Below are 22,665 nucleotides of genomic sequence, written 5' to 3'. Positions count from 1 at the left end.
CAATTAAGTTTTAATATTAGAATCTTGCTTGTAAACCTAAAGAGAAAGTACGCGGAATTGGCACAGAACCAAAATCGATATTTCTTAAGATTGTTGATTGCCCACCAGAGTTTAACTCTGGGTCGTAACCTTTGTAATTATCCCAAGAAAATAAGTTTCTACCGCTTAAATTAACTGTTAAGTTTTTAATAAACTTCACTTGCCCAATACTATAGCTTAATGAAACCTCTCTTAATTTAACAAATGAACCATCATCGATACGCCATTCTTCTACATTATAGACACCGGCTACATAACCTCTAGGCAATTGTCCAAGTTGCTCTGCTTCCGCAACCTTTCCATTTCCAACACCTTGACGGGTTCTCCAGTCGGCATTCCAAACATCACCACCTTGTACTGCATCTAATTGTATGTGCAAGCTTAACTTTTTATAGGTAAAATCATTTACGAATGACCCTGTATAATCTGGATTCGGATCGCCTAATACTTTACGTAAAACGGTGCCCGATGGCTGTCCGTTGGTTCTTTGCGTTTCAAATTCAGTTGCTGATTTTTGTGCTCCTCTTTCCGTTTGTGGAATTCCCTGAGCATTTAACAATAAACTTCCATCAGGATTTCTGGCGAAGAAAGTTCCGTAAAATACACCAACCGGATAGCCATCTGTTATTGAAACTGGTGCACCAGCATTGGTAGATATTAACCTCTGTGCTCCAGAGCCAACAATTTTATTTCTATTTCTATTGAAAATTACGGTTGTCGTCCAAGAAAAATCTTGTGTTTTTAAAGGTACACCAGTAAGCATTAACTCGATGCCTTTATTTTTAAGCTTTCCTCCGATATTGTCTAATAGACTAGAAAAACCGGTTGTTGGTGCAATTACAACACCTAATAGTAAATCCTTAACACTTTTATCGTAGTAGCTAAATGTTAAGCCTAAACGGTTGTTAAAAAATGACATGTCTGTACCAACCTCTAACTCTTGCTGGCGCTCAGGCTTTACGTTAGCATTTGCCAATGTTGTTGGCGAGGTTAAAGATGTTCTGCTATTCAACGCACTTGGAGTATAAACATTAAAACGGTCGTAAGCACCGATTCCAGTTAAATTGCCCGATTGTCCGTAAGCTGCTCTTAGTTTAAAAGCATTCCACCAAGATGAAACACCTAGATTTTTCCAGTAATCTGCAGATGATAAAACATAACTCACATTTGCTTTTGGATAAAATTGAGTTCTATTGTCTTCACCAAAAACTGTAGATTGATCTACCCGGATTGCTCCCGTTACAAATAAGTGATCTTTATACTTAAAATTTTGTTGCAAGTATGCACCGCTAATTGAGAATTCTGAACGGCTATCAACGTTCGGCAATACGGTACTAGCACCATTTACAACTTCTACAAAAGGAGCCAAACCACGACCATTTAAAAGACTGTAAAGATCTTTCTGGTATTGATAAGAACCGCCCAACTGTGTTGTAGAGCTTAATAAGTCAGAGATTTTAGCATCATAAGTGAAATTTAACTCGTTATTAAATAACGTAGTTGTTGCATTTGCGGCACTTGCATAGCCATTTAATGATGGATCTAAAGTTGGACCGCCGCCATAAAAACCCGTACTTACATTATAGGCAAACGGAGGTATGTACGTTGTTCCGTTTTGGATGGAATTATCAACGCCCATGGTATAATCAATGGTAAGGTTTTTTACCGGGTTAAGTTTTAAACCTGTATTCGCAATAATTCTATTGGTAAACTGGCGCTGTTTAATATCTTCAATAACAGATACCGGATTAACTCGTCCACGTTCGCCAACAGCTTTTAAATTACCTAAAACATCTCTGGTAAATAAATCATGAAAGTTACCGATAATGGTTACCGAATTCATAGGCGAGAAGAATGAATTTCCATCTGGTTTTTCATTCGCATCACTATGTACATAATTAAATCCAGCGGTTAATTTAGCCCATTTATTAATTTTCTGGTCTAAATTGGCTCTGAAATTCATTCTAGTGAAATCGGTATTTTTTATTATTCCTTGATTATAGAAATAACCTGCTGATGTATAAAACTTTGTATCATCATTACCTCCAGATACAGATATTGAATTATCGCTACCAATGCCAGTATGAAAAATATAATCTTGATAGTTATACCTTGTAACTGGTGTTGTTGTAGTAAGCGTTGGGGTTAAAACATCTTGTGTTACCAAATCAACAGAGCCGCCAAATTTAGTTGGCGATTGGTTTACTTCTATTTCTTTGCGTAACTCGCTTATTGTTAAGCTTGTGTTAAAACTAACTTGCGGTGTTCCTGTTTTACCGCGTTTGGTAAAAATCTGAATTACACCGGCATTAGCCCTCGAACCATAAATTGCAGCAGCTGCCGCACCATTTAAAACCTCTATATGATCGATATCGGCCGGGCTAATATCTACCATTCTGTTTTGCCCAATACTACCTACAAAGTTTCCACCATCATAATTTCCTGATGTATTGGTAACACGAGTGGTAGAGTTGTTTACAATTACCCCATCAATAATATAAAGTGGTTCTGATGATGAGTTTACAGAGCTAACACCGCGTAAACGCACAGAAATTCCTCCAGCCGGGTCGCCTGAGTTCTGACTAATTTGCGCACCTGGTGTTTTACCTTGTAACGATGCCAATGCATTTCCGCTTGGTGCTTTATTTAAATCATCACCTTTTACGGTACTTACATAGCTACCCAATTGTTTACGGGTTGTACCTTGAGATGTACCTGTAACAATAACTTCATCCAAACCAACAGCATCAGTACCCAAAGCACCATTTACCTGAATTTGGTCTGAACTGCCCAAATCGGCAGTTTGCGTTATGGTTTTATAGCCTACATAAGATATTTGTACCTGATATTTGCCTGCAGCTAAATCAACCGCAAAACTGTAAGCTCCATTTGAATTGGTACTGGTTGATAATGTAGTATTTAATATTTTTACTACAGCCCCAGGAATAGGGTCTTTTGTTGTGCCATCTGTTACCTTTCCGCTAATGGTATAGCGTTTGGTTTGGGCATGAGCCACCTCTGTTAATAAGAGCAACAGAAATGGAATCATCAAAATTAAAAGAAACTTTGACAACCATTTTTGGTAAATTTTTTCCATAAAATTAAGGATTTTAGTAAAGATTAGGATTGAGAGCAAATTTAATAAAATAGCGCATATACAAAATGTTTTATTTGGGCAAACTAATTTTTCCCATACATATTGATGGCCCACCTTGTCTTTCTCCAAAGTTAATTGGGTTTCCACACAATGTTTCATTTGCTAAAACTGCAAACAACACAGCTTCTTTCGCATCAGGATTGATGTTTAAATCATCCGTTGTAAGAAAAGTGGAATAAGGCAACTTAGCTTTTAAGATGCTAACCAGTAAAGGGTTATGCATACCGCCACCACTCATAAATATCTGTGCCGCAGCATCATTTCCAAAACATCGCTGAATTGCATTAGCTATGGTTTCTGCAGAAAAGTGGCATAAGGTTGCCATAACATCTTGTTTACTTATATTTTCTGTTGATGATTGCCTTTGAGCTGCTAACAAATATTCGAGATTAAATAACTCAGGCCCTGTGGTTTTCGGAAACCCAACATCAAAAAAATCGCAGCTAAGCAGAGCAGATAATAAAGGCTTATTTAATATTCCTGATGAAGCAATTTCAGCATTTTTATCATAAAAAAGGTTGTAGTGATGCTGAACATATTGATCCATTAAGGTATTACCCGGACCAACATCTGTTGAGAAAATTTCATTGGCGTTTAATGTTCCAGGCAAATAAGTGAAGTTGGCAATTCCGCCAATGTTCAGCATTATTCTATTTTCGCCCTTTTTTGAGAAAATCAGATAATCGCCATAAACTGCTAATGGAGCGCCTTCTCCTCCGGCAGCTAAATGCTTTTGCCTAAAATCCGACAACGTTATAATGCCTGTTTTTACCGCAATATGGTCGCCATCGCCAATTTGTAAAGTGCCATTTGGGTAATCTGCTATTTTATGTAACGATTTTGGCGCATGAAAAATGGTTTGCCCATGGCTTGCTATAAAATCAATTTCATCATTTTTATAACCCCATTCTTTCAAAGCACTATTAATTAATCCTGCATGTACATCGGCAATATGCTCATTCATCAGGCAAACCAATTGCAAATCGACTTCTTTTTTGGAAAATATGGCTTTTATTTTAGCCCGAAAGTCATCCGTAAATTCACCTGTTTTAAATTCTAGAATCTTAATATTGGTTTCTGCACCACTACCCCTAACTTTACAAAGCGCAATATCTAGGCCATCCATCGACGTACCGCTCATCAAACCAATAATTAATCGCTCTTGCTTGTTAACCTTTTTGTACAATTTTTCTATCTGATGATTCATAATTGAAGTGATTATTCTAAAAACGATCAAACGTTTGTTTGTGCCTTTAATTCGTTTTTCGCGATTTACTTGCAATAAAAGTAAATAACCTTTATTAAAAATCGGGCATAACTATCTATATTTACTGCTCCGTACATCATAATCCATACAAAAAAAATGGCAAGATTAAATCTACTGGAGGAAACACGCTTCGAAAAACTACCGGTTAGCGTGTTCGAAAATCCGAAAATTGCATCTGTAAATGTTGCGCATCGCATTGCAGAACTCATCAAAACAAAACAAGCTAATAACACACCTGCCGTGCTCGGCTTGGCTACTGGTGTTACGCCAATTGCTGTTTATGCAGAATTGGTAAGGCTACACAAGGAAGAAGGATTAAGTTTTAAAAACGTAATTACTTTTAACCTGGATGAATATTACCCAATGCAGCCCAATGCTGCACAAAGCTATGTTACTTTTATGAACGAAAATCTTTTCGATCATATAGACATCGACAAAAACAACGTACACATTCCTGATGGTACTTTAGCTTTAGAAGATATACCAGCCTTTTGTTTAGATTACGAGAAAAAGATTGGCGATTTAGGAGGACTGGACATTCAGATTTTAGGTATTGGTCGTACTGGTCACATTGGTTTTAATGAGCCAGGTTCTGCACCAAACTCTGGAACACGTTTGGTAACCCTAGATGATTTAACTCGCAGAGATGCTGCACGTGATTTTGGTGGTAAAACTTTTGTGCCAACAAAAGCAATTACCATGGGTATTGGTACAATTTTTAAAGCCCGCGAAATTATTTTAATGGCTTGGAGCCGTAAAAAAGCTTCGATTATTAAAAAAGCTGTTGAAGGTGAAATTTCTGGAGATGTACCGGCAACATACCTTCAGCTATCAGATCATGTTGAGTTTATTTTGGATGCACCTGCAGCGTCAGATTTAACGCGTTTTGACACACCTTGGTTGGTTAAAGATTGTGTTTGGACAGAAGCTTTGATTCGTAAAGCTGTAATTTGGTTGGCCAATACGTTGAAAAAACCAATTTTAAAACTTACTGAAGACGATTATAACAATAATGGTATGGCTCAACTGGCCACCGAAAAGGGTCCGGTTTATAATATCAATATTCATATTTTTAACAAATTACAACATACCATTACAGGTTGGCCAGGTGGAAAACCTAATGCTGATGATTCTCAAAGACCAGAAAGGGCAGAGCCGGCTAAAAAAAGAGTAATCATTTTTTCACCACATCCTGATGATGATGTGATATCTATGGGTGGTACTTTTATTCGTTTGGTAGATCAAAAACATGATGTACATGTTGCTTACCAAACATCGGGCAATACTGCTGTTTGGGATGATGATGCCTTACGTTTTGTTGAGTTTAACGTAGATTTTACGGAGAAAATGGGAATGGATAATACTCATCTTAAAGATCTTTATCAAAAGATGAGGACTTTTATTGATGATAAGAAACCAAACCAAGTTGATACCCCAGAAATACAAACAGTAAAAGGTTTAATTAGAAAAGGTGAGGCTATTGCAGGAGCTCGTTATTGCGGTTTGGATGATGATCACATTCATTTCCAGGCACTTCCTTTTTACGAAAGTGGTAAAAATCAAAAAAATCCGGTAACGAATTTAGATATTGAACTTACCATAGAACTTTTACAAAAAGTTAAGCCAGAACAAGTTTTTGCTGCCGGAGATTTTGAGGATCCACATGGTACACATATTGTTTGTTTTAACATTATCCTTGCTGCTTTAACCGAATTGCGAAAAACAGAAGCATGGGCTAAAGATTGCTGGTTGTGGATGTATCGTGGTGCATGGCATGAATTTGAAACACACGAGATTGAAATGGCGGTGCCGATTAGTCCGCAGGAATTGGAGCGTAAAAAGTATGCTATCTTTAAGCATCAAAGTCAAAAAGACAGAGCTGTTTTCCCTGGCGATGATGCACGAGAATTTTGGCAGAGAGCCGAAGATCGCAATCGCGATACCGCAAAAGCTTATGATGATTTAGGTTTAGCCGAATACGAAGCGATGGAAGCCTTTGTTAGGTGGAAGTTTGAAGATTAGGTTATAATTTAGGAAAATCCTGCTTTGGAAATACAAAGCAGGATTTTTAATTTAAATCGATTACAAAAGTTTTTGAAGTTTCTATTTCCAAAAACAATACTCTAAATTAGTTTTCGAAATCTAACCCACGATTAAATGATCCAACCCAAACAACGTTTGCTTTCTCTTGATTTTTTTAGAGGATTAACGGTAGCCGCCATGATTTTAGTAAACAATCCGGGCAGTTGGAGTCATATTTATGCACCTTTAGAGCATGCAGAGTGGAATGGCTGTACACCGACCGATTTAGTATTTCCATTTTTCTTGTGGATTGTTGGTGTTTCAATAGCATTTGCGATGAGTAGCAGCAAAGCAGATCCATCAACACATAAAAAAACTATTTTAAAAGCAATTAAACGTGGCTTAACCCTTTACTTTTTAGGGTTTTTCTTGGCGATTTTTGGCAAGCTTCTTAACGATCCTGCCCATGCATTACAAACCGTAAGGCTCTTAGGCGTACTTCAGCGCATTGGTATCGTATTTATCATCAGCAGTATAATTTTTTTAAAAGCATCGCAAAAAACGATTTTTAAAACCCTCATAATCATACTTGCAGTTTATTGGGCATTGCTAACCTTCATTCCTGTACCAGGTATTGGTTACCCAAATTTAGAAAAGGAAACAAGTTTAGCAGCCTGGGTTGATAGAGGGGTTTTAACAGAAGCCCACATTTGGGCATCATCAAAAACATGGGATCCTGAAGGAGTTTTAAGTACTCTTCCTGCTATCGGAACTTGTTTATTTGGTATTTTGGTTGGAATTTGGATGCGCAGAAAAGATGTAGATAACCCTACAAAAGTTGCCTGGTTATTTAGCGCTGGCGTTGCAGCCATTGTTTTAGGTTTACTTTGGGATTTACACTTTCCTATTAACAAAGCTCTCTGGACAAGCTCATACGTTTTATATGCTGGCGGTTTAGCATCAGTTGCTCTGGCGCTTTGTTATTGGATTATTGATGTTCAAGGCTATAAGAAGTTTACAACGCCCTTTGTAGTATATGGTGTTAACGCAATTACCGTATTTTTTCTGGCCGGATTAATGCCAAGAGTGCTAAATTTAATTAAGGTGACAAAACCCGATGGTACAAAAACCGGTATTTTAGTCCGTTTTTATGAAACTTGCTATGAGCCATTTTTTTCTCCGATAAATGCTTCACTGGTTTGGGCAATAACTTATGTGCTTGGGTTTTATGTTCTGTTGTACATTATGTATAAAAAGAACATCATTATAAAAGTCTAATTAATCTTCTTTAGCCATTGGTATCTCTACGCCTACTGGTCCGGTTGGTTCACTTTCGTTTTTCAATCTATCTAAAGCAGTTACTAAATAGCTATATCTTTTCCCGCTTTCGGTAGTTGTATCAATAAAAGTAAGATAATCATCAAAACTCATCTTTAAAATGTTTTTAGGGTCGAGTATTGATATTTTTTCTCCTTCAACAAACCTGTAAATTACAAATCCAGAAGCAGTTTCGCCATCTTTCGCCTTTGTGGGCATTAACCACTTTAAATGTACGCCATCCTTTAAAGCATCAGCAGTTAGTGCTAATGGCTGGTTTGGAGGAGTTTCATCAAGCCAAGGCATTTGTGGCGGTAAAGCAGGGTATTTGTATAAATCGATTTTTAAAGAATCACCTAAAGCTCTTGCCACAGTACTTAACGATTTTGAAGAGAAGAAGACACTTCCCTGGATACGGGTACTTTCTCTAATCTTTCTGATTTGATTCGGAACTTCAGATAGATTTCTCCAAGCTAGTTCTGCTCTCGAATTTACCAGGTAAGCAGCCTGACCAATGTAAACATGTCGACCGTAAGCGTTATTGCTCCACCAATCTAAAAGCACTCCAAAAGGAGCCACTTTCCGGGTAAACGTAAAATAAATTTGTGGATTGATGTAATCTACCCAACCCTCTTTAACCCATTTGCGGCTATCAGCATATAACTCTGCGTAATTAGACAAGCCACTACTTGCAGAACCTTCCGGATCTTCATATTTGTTTCGCCAAATTCCAAAAGGACTTATCCCGAATTTAACATACTTTTTATAGTGATGAACACTATCATCAACCATTTTAATTAACAGATCTACATTATTTCTTCGCCAATCTTTTATGTTAGAAAAGTTATTTGGATTTTTGTAGAAAGTATCTCCGTCATTAATCCTTTGTCCTTCAATTGGGTATGGATAAAAATAATCATCAAAATGAATCCCATCAACATCGTAATTCTTTACTACATCTAAAATAACCTGTGTTATATATTCCCTAACTTCAGGAATACCAGGGTCAAACTGTTTTTTCCCTCCATAAGTAAAAAACCATTCAGGGTGTTTTTTTGTAACGTGATCGGCACTTAAAGGCGTTACACTATTCATGCTAGCACGATACGGATTAAACCATGCATGTAATTCCATTCCACGAAAATGAGCTTCCTTAATTGCAAACTCCAACGGGTCGAAACCTGCTGCCGGCGCTAAGCCTTGCTTGCCCATAAGCCATTGGCTCCAAGGTTCTCTACCTTTGCCATAAAAAGCATCTGCAGCTGGCCTTACTTGCAATAAAATGGCATTTAAGCCTTGTGATTTATGTCTTTCAAAAATGCCAATCAGCTCTTGTTTTTGCTGATCAACAGACAAGCCGGGTCTGGAAGGCCAATCGATATTACTTAATGTAGCTATCCAAACCCCTCTAAACTCTCTTTTTGGTGCAATTTTTGATGTTGGTTGTGCATTTGATATATAAGGTAGTATAATTAAAGATAAAAGTGTGTATAGGAAGTTTTTAAACATTATTTCTGTCTGTTTTTTTATTCGGGATGTAAAGTTGTTTAAATTTTAATACAATTTGAACATTAGCAAGTAAACGATTTTTTTTACAAACTCATATATGTTTTTTAAAAAAATTCATTGCCATTACGTTTTTCGATACTTGATTGTAGTGCCATTTACCTATGAAGACAAAAAGTATAATTAACTGAAACGAAAGAGCATGATTAAAAATGGAACCACAACACGTTAATAAAGGCGATAGAAATAAAATTTACTTTCTAATAATTGTAATCGCTGCCTTGATTGGCACAAACGGATATTTGTTTTTTAAAGATCGGCAGCAAGGTGAAAAACTTGTTACGGTAAGTACAGAAAAAGATAAACTTAGGCTTGAGGTAGAAAAAATAGAAGTAGAGTTAGATAAAGTAAATGCACTTAACCTCGATTTAAATGAGAAACTATTGGCTGAGCAAAAGCTTGCCAGAGAGAAAATTGCTGAGTTAAAACTTTCGCTTGAAAAAGGAACCATCACCAGAAATGAATTAGATAAAGCTCAAATTCAAATTGATGAATTGAAAGTTTTCATTAAAAATTACAACGACCAGGTTAATCAGCTTCAAAAAGAAAATATTTTTTTGAAATCTACAAAGGATAGTCTTGAAAATTCGATTAGAAATGCGAACGACAAAGCCAATAACTTGGCAAATGAAAACGCAAACCTAAACGCCAAGGTAAAAAAAGCTGCGGCTTTGAAAATTCAGAAAGCAGAAATTATTGCTTATAGAACTAAATCTAGCGGTAAGAAAATTGAAGTAACTAAATCATCTGCTGCCCAAAAATTAAGCATCCGTTTTAGCGTAACGCCAAACGAACTTGCAGAAAAAGGTCATCATAATATCTACTTAAGAGTATTTGACCCGGCCGGAAATTTGCTGGCCGATGAAAGCAATCGATTCGAAGCAGATGGACAAGAAATGCAGTTTAGCCACTCTATATTTATTGACTATAATAACGATAATAGCACCTACACAATCGATTGGGCAAATCCAAAGCCCTATATCAAAGGCATTTATACGGTTATTCTTTATACCGATGGCACAACAATGGGCAAGGCACAGCTAGACCTTAAATAAACTAGACTAATGGAAAGTTTAGGTAAAATGTTGTACCATTTCCAATTATCGATGTAAAAGAAACGGTCCCACCAGCATTTTCTACCGCTTGTTTAACAAAAGCTAAACCTAAACCTGTTCCCGAAGTTTTGGTTGTAAAGTTTGGCACAAATATTTTGTCGTGTAGAATAGCAGGAATACCTTTTCCATTATCTTTTATTTCGATGTAGGCATTTTTATTATCATGATAAACCAAAACGCTAATTAAACATTTCTGCTCTTCATCATTTGCTTCAATCGCATTTTTAAAGAGGTTATTAAATGTTCGTAAAAGCTGGTCTTTATCGGCCTGTATGTAAACATTAATTTCCGAACGGTTCATAATATTTATCTCTACATGCTCAATGCTTTTAAAAACCTCTCTTGCTTGTTCTATAACAGGCAAAATCGCTGTTTGCTCTAGCTTTGTATCAGGCATTTTAGCAAAGTTCGAAAACTCGGAGGCAATTTTTGATAAACTATCAATTTGCTCGATAAATGATTTACTAAATTTATTAAACTTGAGTTCGAAATTAGGGTCTTTCTCCTTCCACGATTTTTCTAGCAATTGTACACCTAGTTTTAATGGCGTTAAAGGATTTTTAATTTCATGCGCTACTTGCTTCGCCATTTCTCTCCAGGCACTTTCCCGTTCGGAGCGGGCTAGTTTTGTTGCGCTATCTTCTAAAGCGGCAATCATACTATTGTATTCCTTGATTAAAGAACCAATTTCATCATGCCTGCGCCAAACAATAGGTTCATTTCTTTGCCCAATTTTTGTTTTACTAATGCTTTCCTGAATAAAAGTTAATGGGCTTGTTATCTGATTGGCTAAAAAAACGGCTAAAACACCTATAGCTACAAAAACCAAAGCGTAAATATTTATTAGGTTACTTACAAAAAGGGCAATTTTATCTTTATACTCATCTTCGTTTGAGTAGTTGGGTAAACCGATGTAAGCAATGGTTTTATTTTGAGCATTTCTAATTGGTGCATAAGCCGCTGCGTAAGTTAGATTACCAATCTTTTCATCTTGATTGATAAACTCTGAACGTTGCAAACCATTTAGGTTTTGGTAAGCCATCGGACCCATTTTACGCCCTATAATTTTAAAATTATAAAGTTTAGGATAGGTTGTCATGATTACATCTCCGTTTATATCATAAAGCGTTAAATCGGCATTATTAACATCGGCAAAGTTATTAAAGTCGGCTACAGCGTTTTCGTCAGTACTAATTTTACCCTCATTAAAAACCTGTTTCTCAAAATTCTGCTGTACTTTTCTAATACTATCTTTAATTAAAACATTTTGCTGTCCGCGGTATTCGTTGTTCATATACCAATAGGTGGTCCAGCCTACAACAAGCAAAGTAGCCACAACAGTTAAAATAATCGAAACCTGAATACGTGTTTTGTAAAGTATTTTATTTGCATTAATCATTAAAGAACGATTGATGCTAAACCAACCAACCCTGTCATCATCCAGATTTTTAACAAGCCAAACCAAGCCATAAAGTATGATGCTGAAGAGAATAAAAACCAAAAAGAAGAATGAAAGTGCGGCAAGTCTTTCAACATAACCAACCTTTTCTTTACTTATTATGACCATTTTACGTTCACTTGGCTTAAAAATCAAGTGGCTGTAACTTAAAGATTTATCATTGATAGTTACAAAATCATTAAGTTTCCCTTTAAAGCTACTTCCATTTAGCGGATAAGTGTAAGCGCCTGATTGATTAAGTAATTTTTCATCATTATACAACGCAATAGAATAGTCTTTAAACTCTTCATCTTTGCTGTATTTCTGCTCTGCCAGCAAATCAGGAAGCCGATTATTATAATTGTATGGTTTGGAACGCAATTCGATGATTAATGTGCCTAGTAAAATGTTGTTTTTAATTACAGGCACAATACCAAAATAATCTTGATAACCAAAAGTATTGTTTACCTGATAAAAGAAATTGGAAGCTTCTATTTTCACAGAGCCCGATTCTACTAACCTTTTGTATTTTTCTATAGGTTGTGCTTCTAAATTACTTATCGCCGTTTCGAATTTGTTATAATCATAAATATTGTAATCATACCTGTTTAAATATCCATCTAAATAATCTTTTAGGTGATTTTTTAAAACTGCAAAATTGGCCTTGCCTGAATTTGTAAAGTATTTAACCAAAAATTCATCTTCTAGCAATTGCCTTTCCAATTTACTCAGGGCAATAATTGCATTTGGATCTTCTGTAGATTGTACTTTTCTGGCAAGCAATTCGCGTTCACTTCTTTCTTTAATATCTTTATACTTAATGTATTTTATGGAAGTGTTGAAGGCTAAACAGAAAAAAAGAATGGAAAGCAAGCCAACTGAAAAATGCTTGTTTTTGATGTACGATATTCTACCAATAATAAAAAGAACCAAGGCATACACTATAAAAAATGCGGTAAAATCGGTAAAAACCTTATATATAAAAACACCTGCAAATCCTGTTAAAAACAAAATTAACCGCTCTTTATTGGTAACATTAAGCTGTTTAGATATTTCAATGGATACAACTGTAGTTAAATAAATCTGAAACCAAACCAGGCATAAAATAACAATGCTTACCCAGCTGTTTCCGCTTAGCTTAAGTATATTTATAATGTCGAAATTAATTTTAGAATTGTTGATGAGGCCGAAAAATAAATCATCGACAAAGAATGCTATAGCTGCAATATGAATTAACAAAAGCACATGAATAAATAACCCAATCGGTTTACTTCGCTTAATCCAATCTGGAAATTCATACTGCTCTTTGTGATTATAAACAAACAAAAGCCACCATGTACCAGCAAAAACATTCAATAAAAAATCACCCAGCGAAGGTATAAAATCGCTGTTTGCATAGATTTTGGGATCGAAAAGTTCTAAAGGAAAATGATGATTAAACCAGCCAAAGCTTACATCTGTTATTCGCCCTATTAAAAAGAATGCAAAAAACAACAAACTCCCCAGAACTAAATAACCTCGGCGAGCAATGTACGAGCATAAAGAATTAAAAAACATGCAGATACATAAGATACCCGCAACAAACAACCAAACCTGTGTATCAGAATAATAATCATCTGCATAGCCTGGTTTAACTTTTAAGCCAAAAAGAAAAATATTTTCGCGGCTCTTGATACTGTAAATATCCTTATCGTAGTATGAGGAAACAGTTATAATCTTCGAATCGGATAGCAAACCATCCATATCGTTCTTAAAATATTTATTTTCTGGAACGGCATAACGAGATTGAATGGAGATTAAAAAAAGTAATGTGAAGTCTTTATCTGTTTTCTTTATGACTTCGTAATCTCCGTTGGATAGGTAGATAACAGATTTACCTTCTTTAATCGATGCGGGGTTAATATCAGAAACCTTTATCGTGCTCCAATATTTAAGTTTATTGTTTTGAAAAGTTTGTAAATTTATTCCTATCGGACGATACTTTTTTAAGAAATCGAGTGCTGGTTGTGCATCTAAATGAAACCTTTTGGCTGTAGCAATTTCTTTTTTGTTGGATAGAAAATCATCCACAATTTTTTCTTTGGCTAAAAGATTTTCCTGAACCTTTTTCGCATCACGCTCTAAAAGTTCTTCTTTAGTTGTAAATCTGCTTAACGAAATAGAGGTTGCAATAAGGCAGCAACCTAAAACGAATAACAGAAATCTTATTTTTACACCAAAGCTCAATTTCATCAGTTTGATAAAGATATTAAATAATGGCGAAAGATAATTGCTGCATCACAAATCAAATTACTTGTATCTTTTTAATTTTGAGCGAATCGATATTCATTCAATAAGCTCAAAACTACAATACATTACAGCAACATATGTGTGGCAAGTATTTAAATTATGCTAATGTTGCGCTACTGGTTACAACTTCTCTGCTAACTTTTTTTACCAATCCTTGCAAAACATTACCCGGACCAACTTCTATAAAATCTGTTGCACCATCTGTCAGCATATGTTCTACAGTTTGTGTCCACCTTACAGCGCCAGTTAGTTGCTTAATCAGGTTTTCTTTAATTTGAGCAGGGTTTGTATATGGCTTAGCATCTACGTTTTGATAAACTGGACAAATTGGGGTAGTAATGTTTGTAGCCTCAATTGCAGCCTGTAATTCTATTTTAGCAGGCTCCATTAATGGTGAGTGAAAAGCACCACCTACATTTAATTTTAGTGCTCTTTTTGCACCAGCTTCAGTAAGCTTTGCGCAAGCTAAATCGATTCCTTCGATACTGCCAGAAATAACCAGCTGTCCCGGACAGTTGTAATTTGCAGGAACCACAACTGCATCAATTTCTGCACATATTTTTTCAACTACATCATCAGCCAAACCTAAAATTGCAGCCATTGTAGAAGGTTGTGCTTCGCAGGCTTTTTGCATCGCGTTAGCACGTGCAATAACCAATTTAAATCCATCTTCAAAACTTAAAGCATTGGCTGATACCAACGCAGAAAATTCGCCTAAAGAATGGCCAGCAACCATATCAGGTTTAAAATTATCACTTAAAACCTTCGCTAAAATAACTGAATGCAAAAATATTGCGGGCTGAGTTACATTTGTTTGCTTAAGCTCTTCATCTGTGCCGCCAAACATAATATCACTTATTCTGAAACCGATAATTTCATTAGCCTTTTCAAATAGTTCTGCAGCTTTTGGGTTCTCATATAGATCTTTACCCATTCCAACAAATTGTGCTCCCTGACCAGGAAAAATATATGCTTTCATACCTCTTAATCCCCTAAATGGGGAAATATTTAGTTAAATTTATTAATAGTAATATCCGTACTCCCCCTGAGGGATTGGGGGGTTAATCTAAACTTGCTGTAATCAGCCTTAAAAACTCTGCTCGGGTTTTATCGTTGCTTAAAAAGCTACCTGTAAATGCCGAAGTTGTGGTAACTGAGTTTTGCTTTTGTACACCACGCATAGCCATACATAAATGCCTGCACTCCATAACTACGGCAACACCTTTTGGTTGTAACGTGTTTTGAATGCAGTCTCTAATCTCATTGGTTAATCTTTCCTGAACTTGTAAACGGCGGGCAAAAGCATCAACCACACGAGGAATTTTACTCAAACCAACAATGTGGCCATTTGGAATATATGCAATATGGGCTTTACCGAAGAAAGGCAACATGTGGTGTTCGCACATCGAATATACTTCGATATCTTTAACCACAACCATTTGGCTATAATCTTCTTCAAACATAGCCGATTTTAAGATTTCATCGGGCTTTAAATCGTAGCCATGAGTTAGGTATTGCAAAGCTTTTGCAACACGTTCGGGCGTTTTTAATAAGCCTTCGCGTTCGGGGTCTTCGCCTAACTGACTAAGAATATCTTTATAATGTGTTGCTACAGCTTCAATTTTGGATTCGTTATAACGATCTATTTTTACATAGCCATCTCTCGATTCGCCTTTTAAAATGTCTTTTCCCATTTAGTTTAGCCTAAGTATTCAACAAAATTATTTTCTGTTTCGTAAATTTTAACGCTATGCAAAATGGCACCACTTTCGGCAATTGGTGTATATAATTGCTCCCAAACTGCAATTGCAAGGTTCTCTGTTGATGCTAGCTTACCTTTCATAAAATCAACATCAAGATTTAAATTTTTGTGATCTACTTTATCTACAACGTAAGTATTCATTACGTCTTTTAACCATTTTAAATCAACCAAAAAACCTGTTTCGGGGTTAACTTCGCCTTTTACGGTTACATACAACCAATAATTATGGCCATGCCAATTTGGGTTTGCGCACTTGCCGTAAACAGCAGTATTTTTATCATCGTCCCAATCTGGTCGGGCTAGTTTATGTGCTGCGTTAAATGATGCTTTTCTTGTTATGTAAATCATTATTATAGAAATAGACCGCAAATATACGTTTAATGGTTAAACACTAAAGAAAGGTTAAATTTTAATAGAAACAATCTGCTAAATTTACATGATGAAAACATTAGTTGTTGCCGCTACCAAAGCCGAACTTACATTTCTTTACCAACATTTTAATTTAGATGATGGTGATTTTGTTGAAGCCAAAAACTTTGATATTTTAATTTCCGGGGTTGGTATGGTAGCAACAGCATTTGCATTAGGTAAGCATTTAACATCGAAATATAAATTGGTTTTAAACTTAGGGATTGCCGGTAGTTTTGATAGAACTATAGAGCTTGGCAGTCTGGTAAATATTACCGAAGATACCTTTGCCGAACTTGGTGCAGAAGATGGAGAAAATTTTCTAACCATAACCGATTTAGGTTTTGGAGAAAACACCTACAAAGCTAAAAATAGCATAAAAACCAATCTTTTGAAGGTTACAGGTGTTACTGTAAATCGGGTAAGCGGCAATGATAAGAACATCAGGAATTTAATAGACCGATTAAACCCACAAACAGAAAGTATGGAAGGAGCAGCTGTTTTGTATGCTTGCCAAAAAGAACATGTAGATTGTTTACAAATCCGCAGCATTTCTAATTATGTAGAACCTCGCAACAGGGATAAATGGCAAATTGGGCTGGCTATAAAAAACTTAAATGATTGGGCGATTGCGTTTTTGGAAGATATGAATTGATTATGACTAACAAATTTGAGGCATAAGCTAATTTTGAACTATGAAACTTACACTTGGTTTTTCTCCCTGCCCTAACGATACATTTATTTTTGATGCCCTTATTCATAATAAAATTGATACAGAAGGTTTAACATTCGATGTAGTATTTGATGATGTAGAAACCTTAAATCAAAAGGCATTAAATGGAGCGTTAGACATTACAAAACTTAGTTTCCATGCTTTTGCTTATGTGGCAAACCAGTATGCTTTATTAGATTCTGGTAGCGCACTAGGTTTTGGTGTGGGCCCCTTACTTATCAGCAAAAATAAATTTGAAGGCGATTTAAGTGCTGATTTAAAAGTAGGCATACCTGGAAAATATACCACTGCTAATTTTCTTCTGAGCATTGCCTATCCTCAATTACAGAATAAAGAAATAATGGTTTTCTCAGAAATTGAGCCGGCTTTACTGGAAGATAAAATAGATTTGGGTTTAATTATTCACGAAAACCGCTTTACTTACCAAGATAAAGGCCTAAATAAAATTGTTGATTTAGGTGATTATTGGGAACAATTAACGGGTTGTGCAATTCCATTGGGCGGTATTGTTATAAATAGAAATTTAGATAGAGAAATTCAGTTAAAAGTAAACCGACTGGTTCGCCAATCGGTGGAATATGCTTTTGCACATCCAAAATCATGTATAGAATTTATCCGTCAACATGCACAAGAAATGGATGAAGCCGTGATGTATAAACACATTGAGCTTTATGTAAATAAATACAGCATAAATTTGGGTAACGAAGGTAGAAAGGCGATTGATACCCTATTTAATATGGCTCAAGAAAGAAACCTTATACCATCAGTACCACAGAATTTATATATTTAATTTTAAGTCTAATTTACTAAAAGCTTATAACCTTTGCCGTGTACATTAATAATTTCTACAGTAGAATCATCTCTCAAATATTTTCGGAGTTTACTTAAAAATACATCCATACTACGACCATTAAAGTAATTATCATCATGCCAAATAGTCAAAAGTGCTTCTTCACGGGTTAAAACAGTGTTTTTCTTCAAACACAATAAGCGCAACAACTCGGCTTCTTTGGTAGATAGTTTTTGTATGTGCTCTCCAGCAGTAATTAATTGTGTAGTATAATCGAAATTGTATTTGCCAATGGAAAACTGACTTTCTTCTACTTCTTCTCCACTGGCTGTTTTATTTGCAACACGCTTAAACATTGCATTAATACGAAGCAAAAGTTCTTCAATACGAAACGGCTTAGTAATGTAATCGTCGCCACCCAAATCATAAGCTGCAGATTTATCTTCTAGCATTGTTTTTGCCGTTGCGAAAATCATTGGTACATGGGCATTTATCTTTCTAATATCTTTCCCTAATGTAAAACCATCCTTTTTAGGCATCATTACATCTAAAATACAAAGGTCGAAATTTTGTTTATTAAATGTCCTTAGGCCTTCTTCGCCATCGGTACATAAAACAACATCAAACTTGCCTTTTAATTGCAGGTAATCTTGCAGCAATAAGCCCAAGTTTGGGTCGTCTTCTACCAAAAGTATTTTTTTCATTTTCTTATAATTATTGGTGTAAGCACTATGGCTTACGCTTAGGGTTTGAGTGTGATTTTGCATTACGGTTTAATCTAAAATTGATATTAAATTATTGCCAGCTATTTTAGATAAATAATGTTATAGTTCTATTTATGTATCGGTAAAGCGCCATTTTGTACCGATAGTTTTTGCTTGATTTATAAAGGTAAAGATATTTCGAAAGTGGTGCCCTTATCTTTTTCGCTACTAACTTTTATGCTTCCGTTTAATTTCTTAATAATATCCTGTACATAGTTTAAACCAAGGCCAAAGCCTTTAACATCGTGCAGGTTGCCTGTTGGTACTCTATAAAACTGATCGAATATTCTTTTAGCATTTTCTTTACTCATGCCAATGCCTTTATCAGTAACCTCGATAATTAAGTTTTTACCAGCGTTTCTAGTAGTTATAGTTATTTCAGGCGTGTCTTTACTGTACTTATTTGCATTATCTATTAAATTGTACAATACATTTGATAAGTGAAGTTCATCACCAAAAACTATAGCATTTTCGGCATCGGTATTTACATTTAGAATTGCATTTTTTTTCTGCAATTGCAGGCTCATACTATCCAGAACAATCATAATTAAATCGTTCATATCAACCTCCTCATGTTCCAATTTTAATTCGCCTTTTTCTAAACGGGCAATACTTAAAACCCTTTCAATATGGCTACCTAAACGAACATTTTCATCATAAATAATACCAGCAAGTCGCTTCAGCCGAGCTTTATCTTCTGTTATTTCAGGGTCTTTAAGCGCTTCGCTAGCTATCATTATGGTTGCAACCGGCGTTTTAAATTCATGGGTCATATTGTTGATGAAATCCGTTTTCATCTCAGAAATTTTCTTCTGTTTTAATATGGCATACAGGGTGTAACTAAAAATAAAAACCAATACAAGCAATAAACCAACCGATGATGCCAATGTAGCGCTCAAATTACCTACAATTGCAGAGTTTTTATTCGGAAAACTAACTTCTAAAACACCAGGGTCTCTAAACAAATCATTATTAAAAAGTTCTGTTCTATAGGTATTATCAGGCTGAAAAACTGCATTTTGATGTGAAGCTTGCAGATATAATACAGAATCTTTTTGTGCAAGTTTTACCTGAACGTTATATGGCTGATTGATGTTATGGTTGAGCAATTCTTTGCGTAAAAGCAGCTCCAAACTATTAAAGTTTATTCGTTTATAAAGCGGTACATCTTTCTCCTTCATCTCTTTGGCCACATCATCTAAAAGCTTATAATAAGAATACTCTGCAGGCACTTTACCTAAAGCCGCTATTTGCACCTCCAGTTTCCGTTTTGCTATAGCATCTTCACGCTTAAATTTTTTCTCTAAATCATCAGATATTTTTGGCAAATAAACAAACTTTGGGTAACCGCGATTATCAAAAACTTGATATCTAATCGTATCGGGCAGGTTTTGCGGTGTTCTAAAATTAAAAGTTTTTGCAGCATTTGATATTGGCTTTGAACGCATGCTGTAGCCTTTTATCGTATAACTATTTAAATCGACGTAAGCTTCCATTTGCAAATCTAACTTTGCATTGCCACCTGGTGAAAGCGAAACATATTCTTGCTCGGTAATTACTTTTGGCGCCACAAACCTTTCGCGTATTAAGCTATCTTGTTGGTTAAGATAATTTTCAATTTCGCTTTCTCTTTCAGCCTGTCTTATTTCTGATGCTTGTGCAAACTGTTGTTTTAAATCTTTTATATCTAATACTCGCTGCCTAAGGTCTTGCCCTCTTCTTATTTTATTTTCAGCATCTTTCTTATTAATTCTATCTGCCGCATTTAATCGTTGAAGTTTATTTACTACCGAGGTAAGGGTTTGGTTTACTTGTTGGTCGAACAGTTGCGATTTTAGGTTATACGCTTCCCTGATGTAATACAATTGCATCACAAAAACACCAAGTAAAGCTACCGTCATTAAAACGGTAATTAACCAAAAACTCCTTTTCTTCATTAACTATTAGTCGATATATTAAGCGAGGCCATGTAAAAACGCAGCCATTTAAAAACTTAACGCTTGTAAAAATACTTAATAAGTGCCTGAAGCGCATGTATTTAACATATTTTAACAAGCAAAGCCAGTTCCTTAAAATTATTTATAAACGAAAAATGCCAGATTATATCCGGCATTTGTCAAATTGTTTACTTAAAAAGAATCTTTATTAGAAGGGCAAGTCATCATCTTCACCGGCTGTATTACTTACGTCAGCAGGTGCTTCGTATGCAGGTGTATTAGGCGTAGCTGCTGGTGCACCACCCGCAATTGCATTAATGCGCCAAATAACTAAACTGTTAAAATATGATGTTTTTCCTGTTTTATCTGTCCAAGGGCGGCCACGTAAATTAAAGAAAACTTCAACCTCATCGCCTGCTTTAAAACTATCTAATAATGCTGTTTTATCTTGTAAAGCCTCAAAACGGATGTATTCCGGATATGTTGGATTTTCTGCAAACTCTACTATTAAATCGCGTTTTTTAAACGTTTCACTTACTTGTTGTGTGGCACCTACTTCGTGTACTTTTCCTTTAATTTCCATATCAAATACTACTTAATTGTACTATAAAGATCAAATCTCTATAATTTTATTGATAACTTCGCATATAATATGATGCAAGTTTTCCACAATAAAAGTAAGGTAATTATTACCTGCAACAAGCGCCTTTCTCCCTATTTACAAGATGAAGTTACGGCCTTAGGTTACACCATAGAAAGAGCTTTTGCTACAGGCGTTGAGCTTAATATAACCCTTACAGAGTGTATAAAGCTAAATTTGAACCTGCGTTGCGCAAGTCAGATTCTTTATTCGATAAAAAGCTTTAAGGCCATTACGCCCGATGATTTATACAATGAAATTTCGGCAATAGAATGGGAAGATTTGATAGATTTTACAGGCTATTTTTCCGTTACATCCAATGTAGATAACCCTAATATTACCACACCTCTTTTTGCCAATTTAAAAGTTAAAGATGCAATAGTAGATAGGCTAAAAGAAAAGAAGGGCATCCGCCCAAATTCTGGCTCTGATGGCAATAAAACTGTTGTTCATTTATATTGGAAAGATGCTGAAGCAGATGTTTTTATGGATACTTCTGGCGAAACTCTGGCAAAACACGGATACCGCAAAATACCAGGAAAAGCACCAATGTTAGAAGCTTTGGCGGCAGGCGTAGTTTATGCTACCCAATGGGATAAGAAATCACCATTCGTTAATCCGATGTGTGGTTCTGGAACTTTAGCCATAGAAGCGGCTTTAATTGCCACAAATCGTGCACCCGGACTTTACCGCATGAATTATGGTTTTATGCATATAATGGGTTATAACGAAGAAGAATTTTTTGCAGAAAGAAGAATATTGAAAGATCAGGTAATCAAAAATATCGATTTAAAAATTGTTGCTTCTGATATTTCTGAGGATGCTGTTGAAGTTACCAGACGAAATGCCAAAACTGCCGGTGTTGATACGCTTATTGATTTTCAGGTTTGCGATTTTGAAGCTACACCAGTTCCTGAAGATGGCAAAGGTGTTGTGGTTTTTAATCCAGAATATGGTGAACGCTTAGGTGTTCATAGTCAGCTGGAATTAACCTACAAACGCATGGGTGATTTTATGAAAAAAGAGTGTAAAGGATATTCGGGCTATATTTTTACTGGAAACCCAGATTTAGCGAAAAAAATAGGTTTAAAGGCATCAAAAAAAGTAGAATTTTATAATGGTAAACTCGATTGCCGTTTATTAGAATATGAGTTGTATGATGGAAGCCGCAGACTGCCTGTGAATGATGTGCAGCAAAATGATTTGTAGTCGGAAATACTAGACAATTTTAATGAATTTTACTCAAAAACGTAGTTTTAAATCATCCTTAAAGCAATAGTTATCACCCTATTAACGCATTGATTCAGAATTTCATAGCAATTTTTTTCTTACAAATATTGCCCTCAGAGGCTTAGATAACACTTTTGATTCAAAAATTGGCCTTTTATAAATCCTAATTGGAACAATTTTCGTTTATTATG

16 protein-coding genes are annotated in these 22,665 nt (G+C 35.6%); 6 read left to right on the top strand and 10 right to left on the bottom strand.

Annotated features, from left to right (window positions below; all coding sequences use genetic code 11):
- Positions 1-16: 16 nt before the first annotated feature.
- Together ACFOWA_RS10880 and ACFOWA_RS10875 are read right to left on the bottom strand one after the other, a co-directional pair.
- The gene (locus ACFOWA_RS10880; protein WP_378985006.1) at positions 17-3,136 is read right to left on the bottom strand and encodes a SusC/RagA family TonB-linked outer membrane protein; all 3,120 of its coding nucleotides are present in this window, start codon (positions 3,134-3,136) and stop codon (positions 17-19) included.
- Between the two features lie 70 nt (positions 3,137-3,206).
- Positions 3,207-4,403, bottom strand: coding sequence for an anhydro-N-acetylmuramic acid kinase (locus tag ACFOWA_RS10875; RefSeq protein WP_378985004.1), 1,197 nt, complete (start codon positions 4,401-4,403; stop codon positions 3,207-3,209).
- A gap of 156 nt (positions 4,404-4,559) precedes the next feature.
- Here ACFOWA_RS10875 and nagB point away from each other — a divergent pair, with 156 nt between their 5' ends.
- Positions 4,560-6,485 (top strand): glucosamine-6-phosphate deaminase, encoded by a 1,926-nt coding sequence (nagB, locus tag ACFOWA_RS10870; protein WP_378985002.1) that lies wholly within the window; start codon positions 4,560-4,562, stop codon positions 6,483-6,485.
- Positions 6,486-6,620: 135 nt separating this feature from the next.
- Positions 6,621-7,763 (top strand): acyltransferase family protein, encoded by a 1,143-nt coding sequence (locus tag ACFOWA_RS10865; RefSeq protein ID WP_378985000.1) that lies wholly within the window; start codon positions 6,621-6,623, stop codon positions 7,761-7,763.
- Here ACFOWA_RS10865 and ACFOWA_RS10860 read toward each other — a convergent pair whose 3' ends face one another.
- Positions 7,764-9,311 (bottom strand): glycoside hydrolase family 10 protein, encoded by a 1,548-nt coding sequence (locus tag ACFOWA_RS10860; RefSeq protein WP_378984998.1) that lies wholly within the window; start codon positions 9,309-9,311, stop codon positions 7,764-7,766.
- A gap of 209 nt (positions 9,312-9,520) precedes the next feature.
- Between ACFOWA_RS10860 and ACFOWA_RS10855 the strand changes: the two genes are divergently transcribed.
- Positions 9,521-10,423: a hypothetical protein gene (locus tag ACFOWA_RS10855; protein WP_378984997.1), complete on the top strand. Its 903-nt coding sequence runs from the start codon at positions 9,521-9,523 to the stop codon at positions 10,421-10,423.
- Position 10,424: 1 nt separating this feature from the next.
- Here ACFOWA_RS10855 and ACFOWA_RS10850 read toward each other — a convergent pair whose 3' ends face one another.
- The 4 genes from ACFOWA_RS10850 to ACFOWA_RS10835 form a co-directional block, all read right to left on the bottom strand.
- Positions 10,425-14,153: a sensor histidine kinase gene (locus ACFOWA_RS10850; RefSeq protein WP_378984995.1), complete on the bottom strand. Its 3,729-nt coding sequence runs from the start codon at positions 14,151-14,153 to the stop codon at positions 10,425-10,427.
- 154 nt (positions 14,154-14,307) lie between these two features.
- Positions 14,308-15,189, bottom strand: coding sequence for an ACP S-malonyltransferase (fabD, locus tag ACFOWA_RS10845; protein ID WP_378984993.1), 882 nt, complete (start codon positions 15,187-15,189; stop codon positions 14,308-14,310).
- Positions 15,190-15,271: 82 nt separating this feature from the next.
- Positions 15,272-15,904 (bottom strand): GTP cyclohydrolase I FolE, encoded by a 633-nt coding sequence (gene folE / locus ACFOWA_RS10840; RefSeq protein ID WP_378984991.1) that lies wholly within the window; start codon positions 15,902-15,904, stop codon positions 15,272-15,274.
- Between the two features lie 5 nt (positions 15,905-15,909).
- A complete protein-coding gene (locus ACFOWA_RS10835; RefSeq protein ID WP_378984989.1) occupies positions 15,910-16,320 on the bottom strand; it encodes a 6-pyruvoyl trahydropterin synthase family protein in 411 nt (136 codons plus the stop codon).
- Between the two features lie 88 nt (positions 16,321-16,408).
- Between ACFOWA_RS10835 and mqnB the strand changes: the two genes are divergently transcribed.
- Positions 16,409-17,035, top strand: coding sequence for a futalosine hydrolase (gene mqnB, locus ACFOWA_RS10830; RefSeq protein ID WP_378984987.1), 627 nt, complete (start codon positions 16,409-16,411; stop codon positions 17,033-17,035).
- A gap of 40 nt (positions 17,036-17,075) precedes the next feature.
- The gene (locus tag ACFOWA_RS10825; RefSeq protein ID WP_378984985.1) at positions 17,076-17,903 is read left to right on the top strand and encodes a menaquinone biosynthesis family protein; all 828 of its coding nucleotides are present in this window, start codon (positions 17,076-17,078) and stop codon (positions 17,901-17,903) included.
- A gap of 8 nt (positions 17,904-17,911) precedes the next feature.
- Here the strand turns inward: ACFOWA_RS10825 and ACFOWA_RS10820 are convergent, their stop codons facing one another.
- From ACFOWA_RS10820 to ACFOWA_RS10810, 3 genes are all read right to left on the bottom strand, one after another.
- A complete protein-coding gene (locus ACFOWA_RS10820; RefSeq protein ID WP_378986152.1) occupies positions 17,912-18,607 on the bottom strand; it encodes a response regulator transcription factor in 696 nt (231 codons plus the stop codon).
- 179 nt (positions 18,608-18,786) lie between these two features.
- A complete protein-coding gene (locus ACFOWA_RS10815) occupies positions 18,787-20,604 on the bottom strand; it encodes an ATP-binding protein (RefSeq protein ID WP_378984983.1) in 1,818 nt (605 codons plus the stop codon).
- Positions 20,605-20,812: 208 nt separating this feature from the next.
- Complete coding sequence (locus ACFOWA_RS10810) at positions 20,813-21,187, bottom strand: DUF3127 domain-containing protein (protein WP_378984981.1); 375 nt, start codon at positions 21,185-21,187, stop codon at positions 20,813-20,815.
- 72 nt (positions 21,188-21,259) lie between these two features.
- Between ACFOWA_RS10810 and ACFOWA_RS10805 the strand changes: the two genes are divergently transcribed.
- Complete coding sequence (locus ACFOWA_RS10805; protein WP_378986150.1) at positions 21,260-22,453, top strand: THUMP domain-containing class I SAM-dependent RNA methyltransferase; 1,194 nt, start codon at positions 21,260-21,262, stop codon at positions 22,451-22,453.
- Positions 22,454-22,665 lie beyond the last annotated feature (212 nt).

Origin of the sequence: Pedobacter lithocola, assembly GCF_042650845.1 — a bacterium.
GTDB lineage: Bacteria > Bacteroidota > Bacteroidia > Sphingobacteriales > Sphingobacteriaceae > Pedobacter > Pedobacter lithocola.
Note: the sequence above shows the minus strand (reverse complement) of the source record. Positions and strands in the feature narration are given on the sequence as shown.

Coding starts and splice junctions, on each gene's coding strand:
- ACFOWA_RS10810 (WP_378984981.1), bottom strand. CDS start 21,187: ATGGAAATTAAAGGAAAAGTACACGAAGTAGGTGCCACACAACAAGTA.
- ACFOWA_RS10855 (WP_378984997.1), top strand. CDS start 9,521: ATGGAACCACAACACGTTAATAAAGGCGATAGAAATAAAATTTACTTT.
- nagB (WP_378985002.1), top strand. CDS start 4,560: ATGGCAAGATTAAATCTACTGGAGGAAACACGCTTCGAAAAACTACCG.
- folE (WP_378984991.1), bottom strand. CDS start 15,904: ATGGGAAAAGACATTTTAAAAGGCGAATCGAGAGATGGCTATGTAAAA.
- ACFOWA_RS10865 (WP_378985000.1), top strand. CDS start 6,621: ATGATCCAACCCAAACAACGTTTGCTTTCTCTTGATTTTTTTAGAGGA.
- ACFOWA_RS10850 (WP_378984995.1), bottom strand. CDS start 14,153: ATGAAATTGAGCTTTGGTGTAAAAATAAGATTTCTGTTATTCGTTTTA.
- ACFOWA_RS10860 (WP_378984998.1), bottom strand. CDS start 9,311: ATGTTTAAAAACTTCCTATACACACTTTTATCTTTAATTATACTACCT.
- ACFOWA_RS10825 (WP_378984985.1), top strand. CDS start 17,076: ATGAAACTTACACTTGGTTTTTCTCCCTGCCCTAACGATACATTTATT.
- ACFOWA_RS10880 (WP_378985006.1), bottom strand. CDS start 3,136: ATGGAAAAAATTTACCAAAAATGGTTGTCAAAGTTTCTTTTAATTTTG.
- ACFOWA_RS10835 (WP_378984989.1), bottom strand. CDS start 16,320: ATGATTTACATAACAAGAAAAGCATCATTTAACGCAGCACATAAACTA.
- ACFOWA_RS10805 (WP_378986150.1), top strand. CDS start 21,260: ATGCAAGTTTTCCACAATAAAAGTAAGGTAATTATTACCTGCAACAAG.
- fabD (WP_378984993.1), bottom strand. CDS start 15,189: ATGAAAGCATATATTTTTCCTGGTCAGGGAGCACAATTTGTTGGAATG.
- mqnB (WP_378984987.1), top strand. CDS start 16,409: ATGATGAAAACATTAGTTGTTGCCGCTACCAAAGCCGAACTTACATTT.
- ACFOWA_RS10815 (WP_378984983.1), bottom strand. CDS start 20,604: ATGAAGAAAAGGAGTTTTTGGTTAATTACCGTTTTAATGACGGTAGCT.
- ACFOWA_RS10820 (WP_378986152.1), bottom strand. CDS start 18,607: ATGAAAAAAATACTTTTGGTAGAAGACGACCCAAACTTGGGCTTATTG.
- ACFOWA_RS10875 (WP_378985004.1), bottom strand. CDS start 4,403: ATGAATCATCAGATAGAAAAATTGTACAAAAAGGTTAACAAGCAAGAG.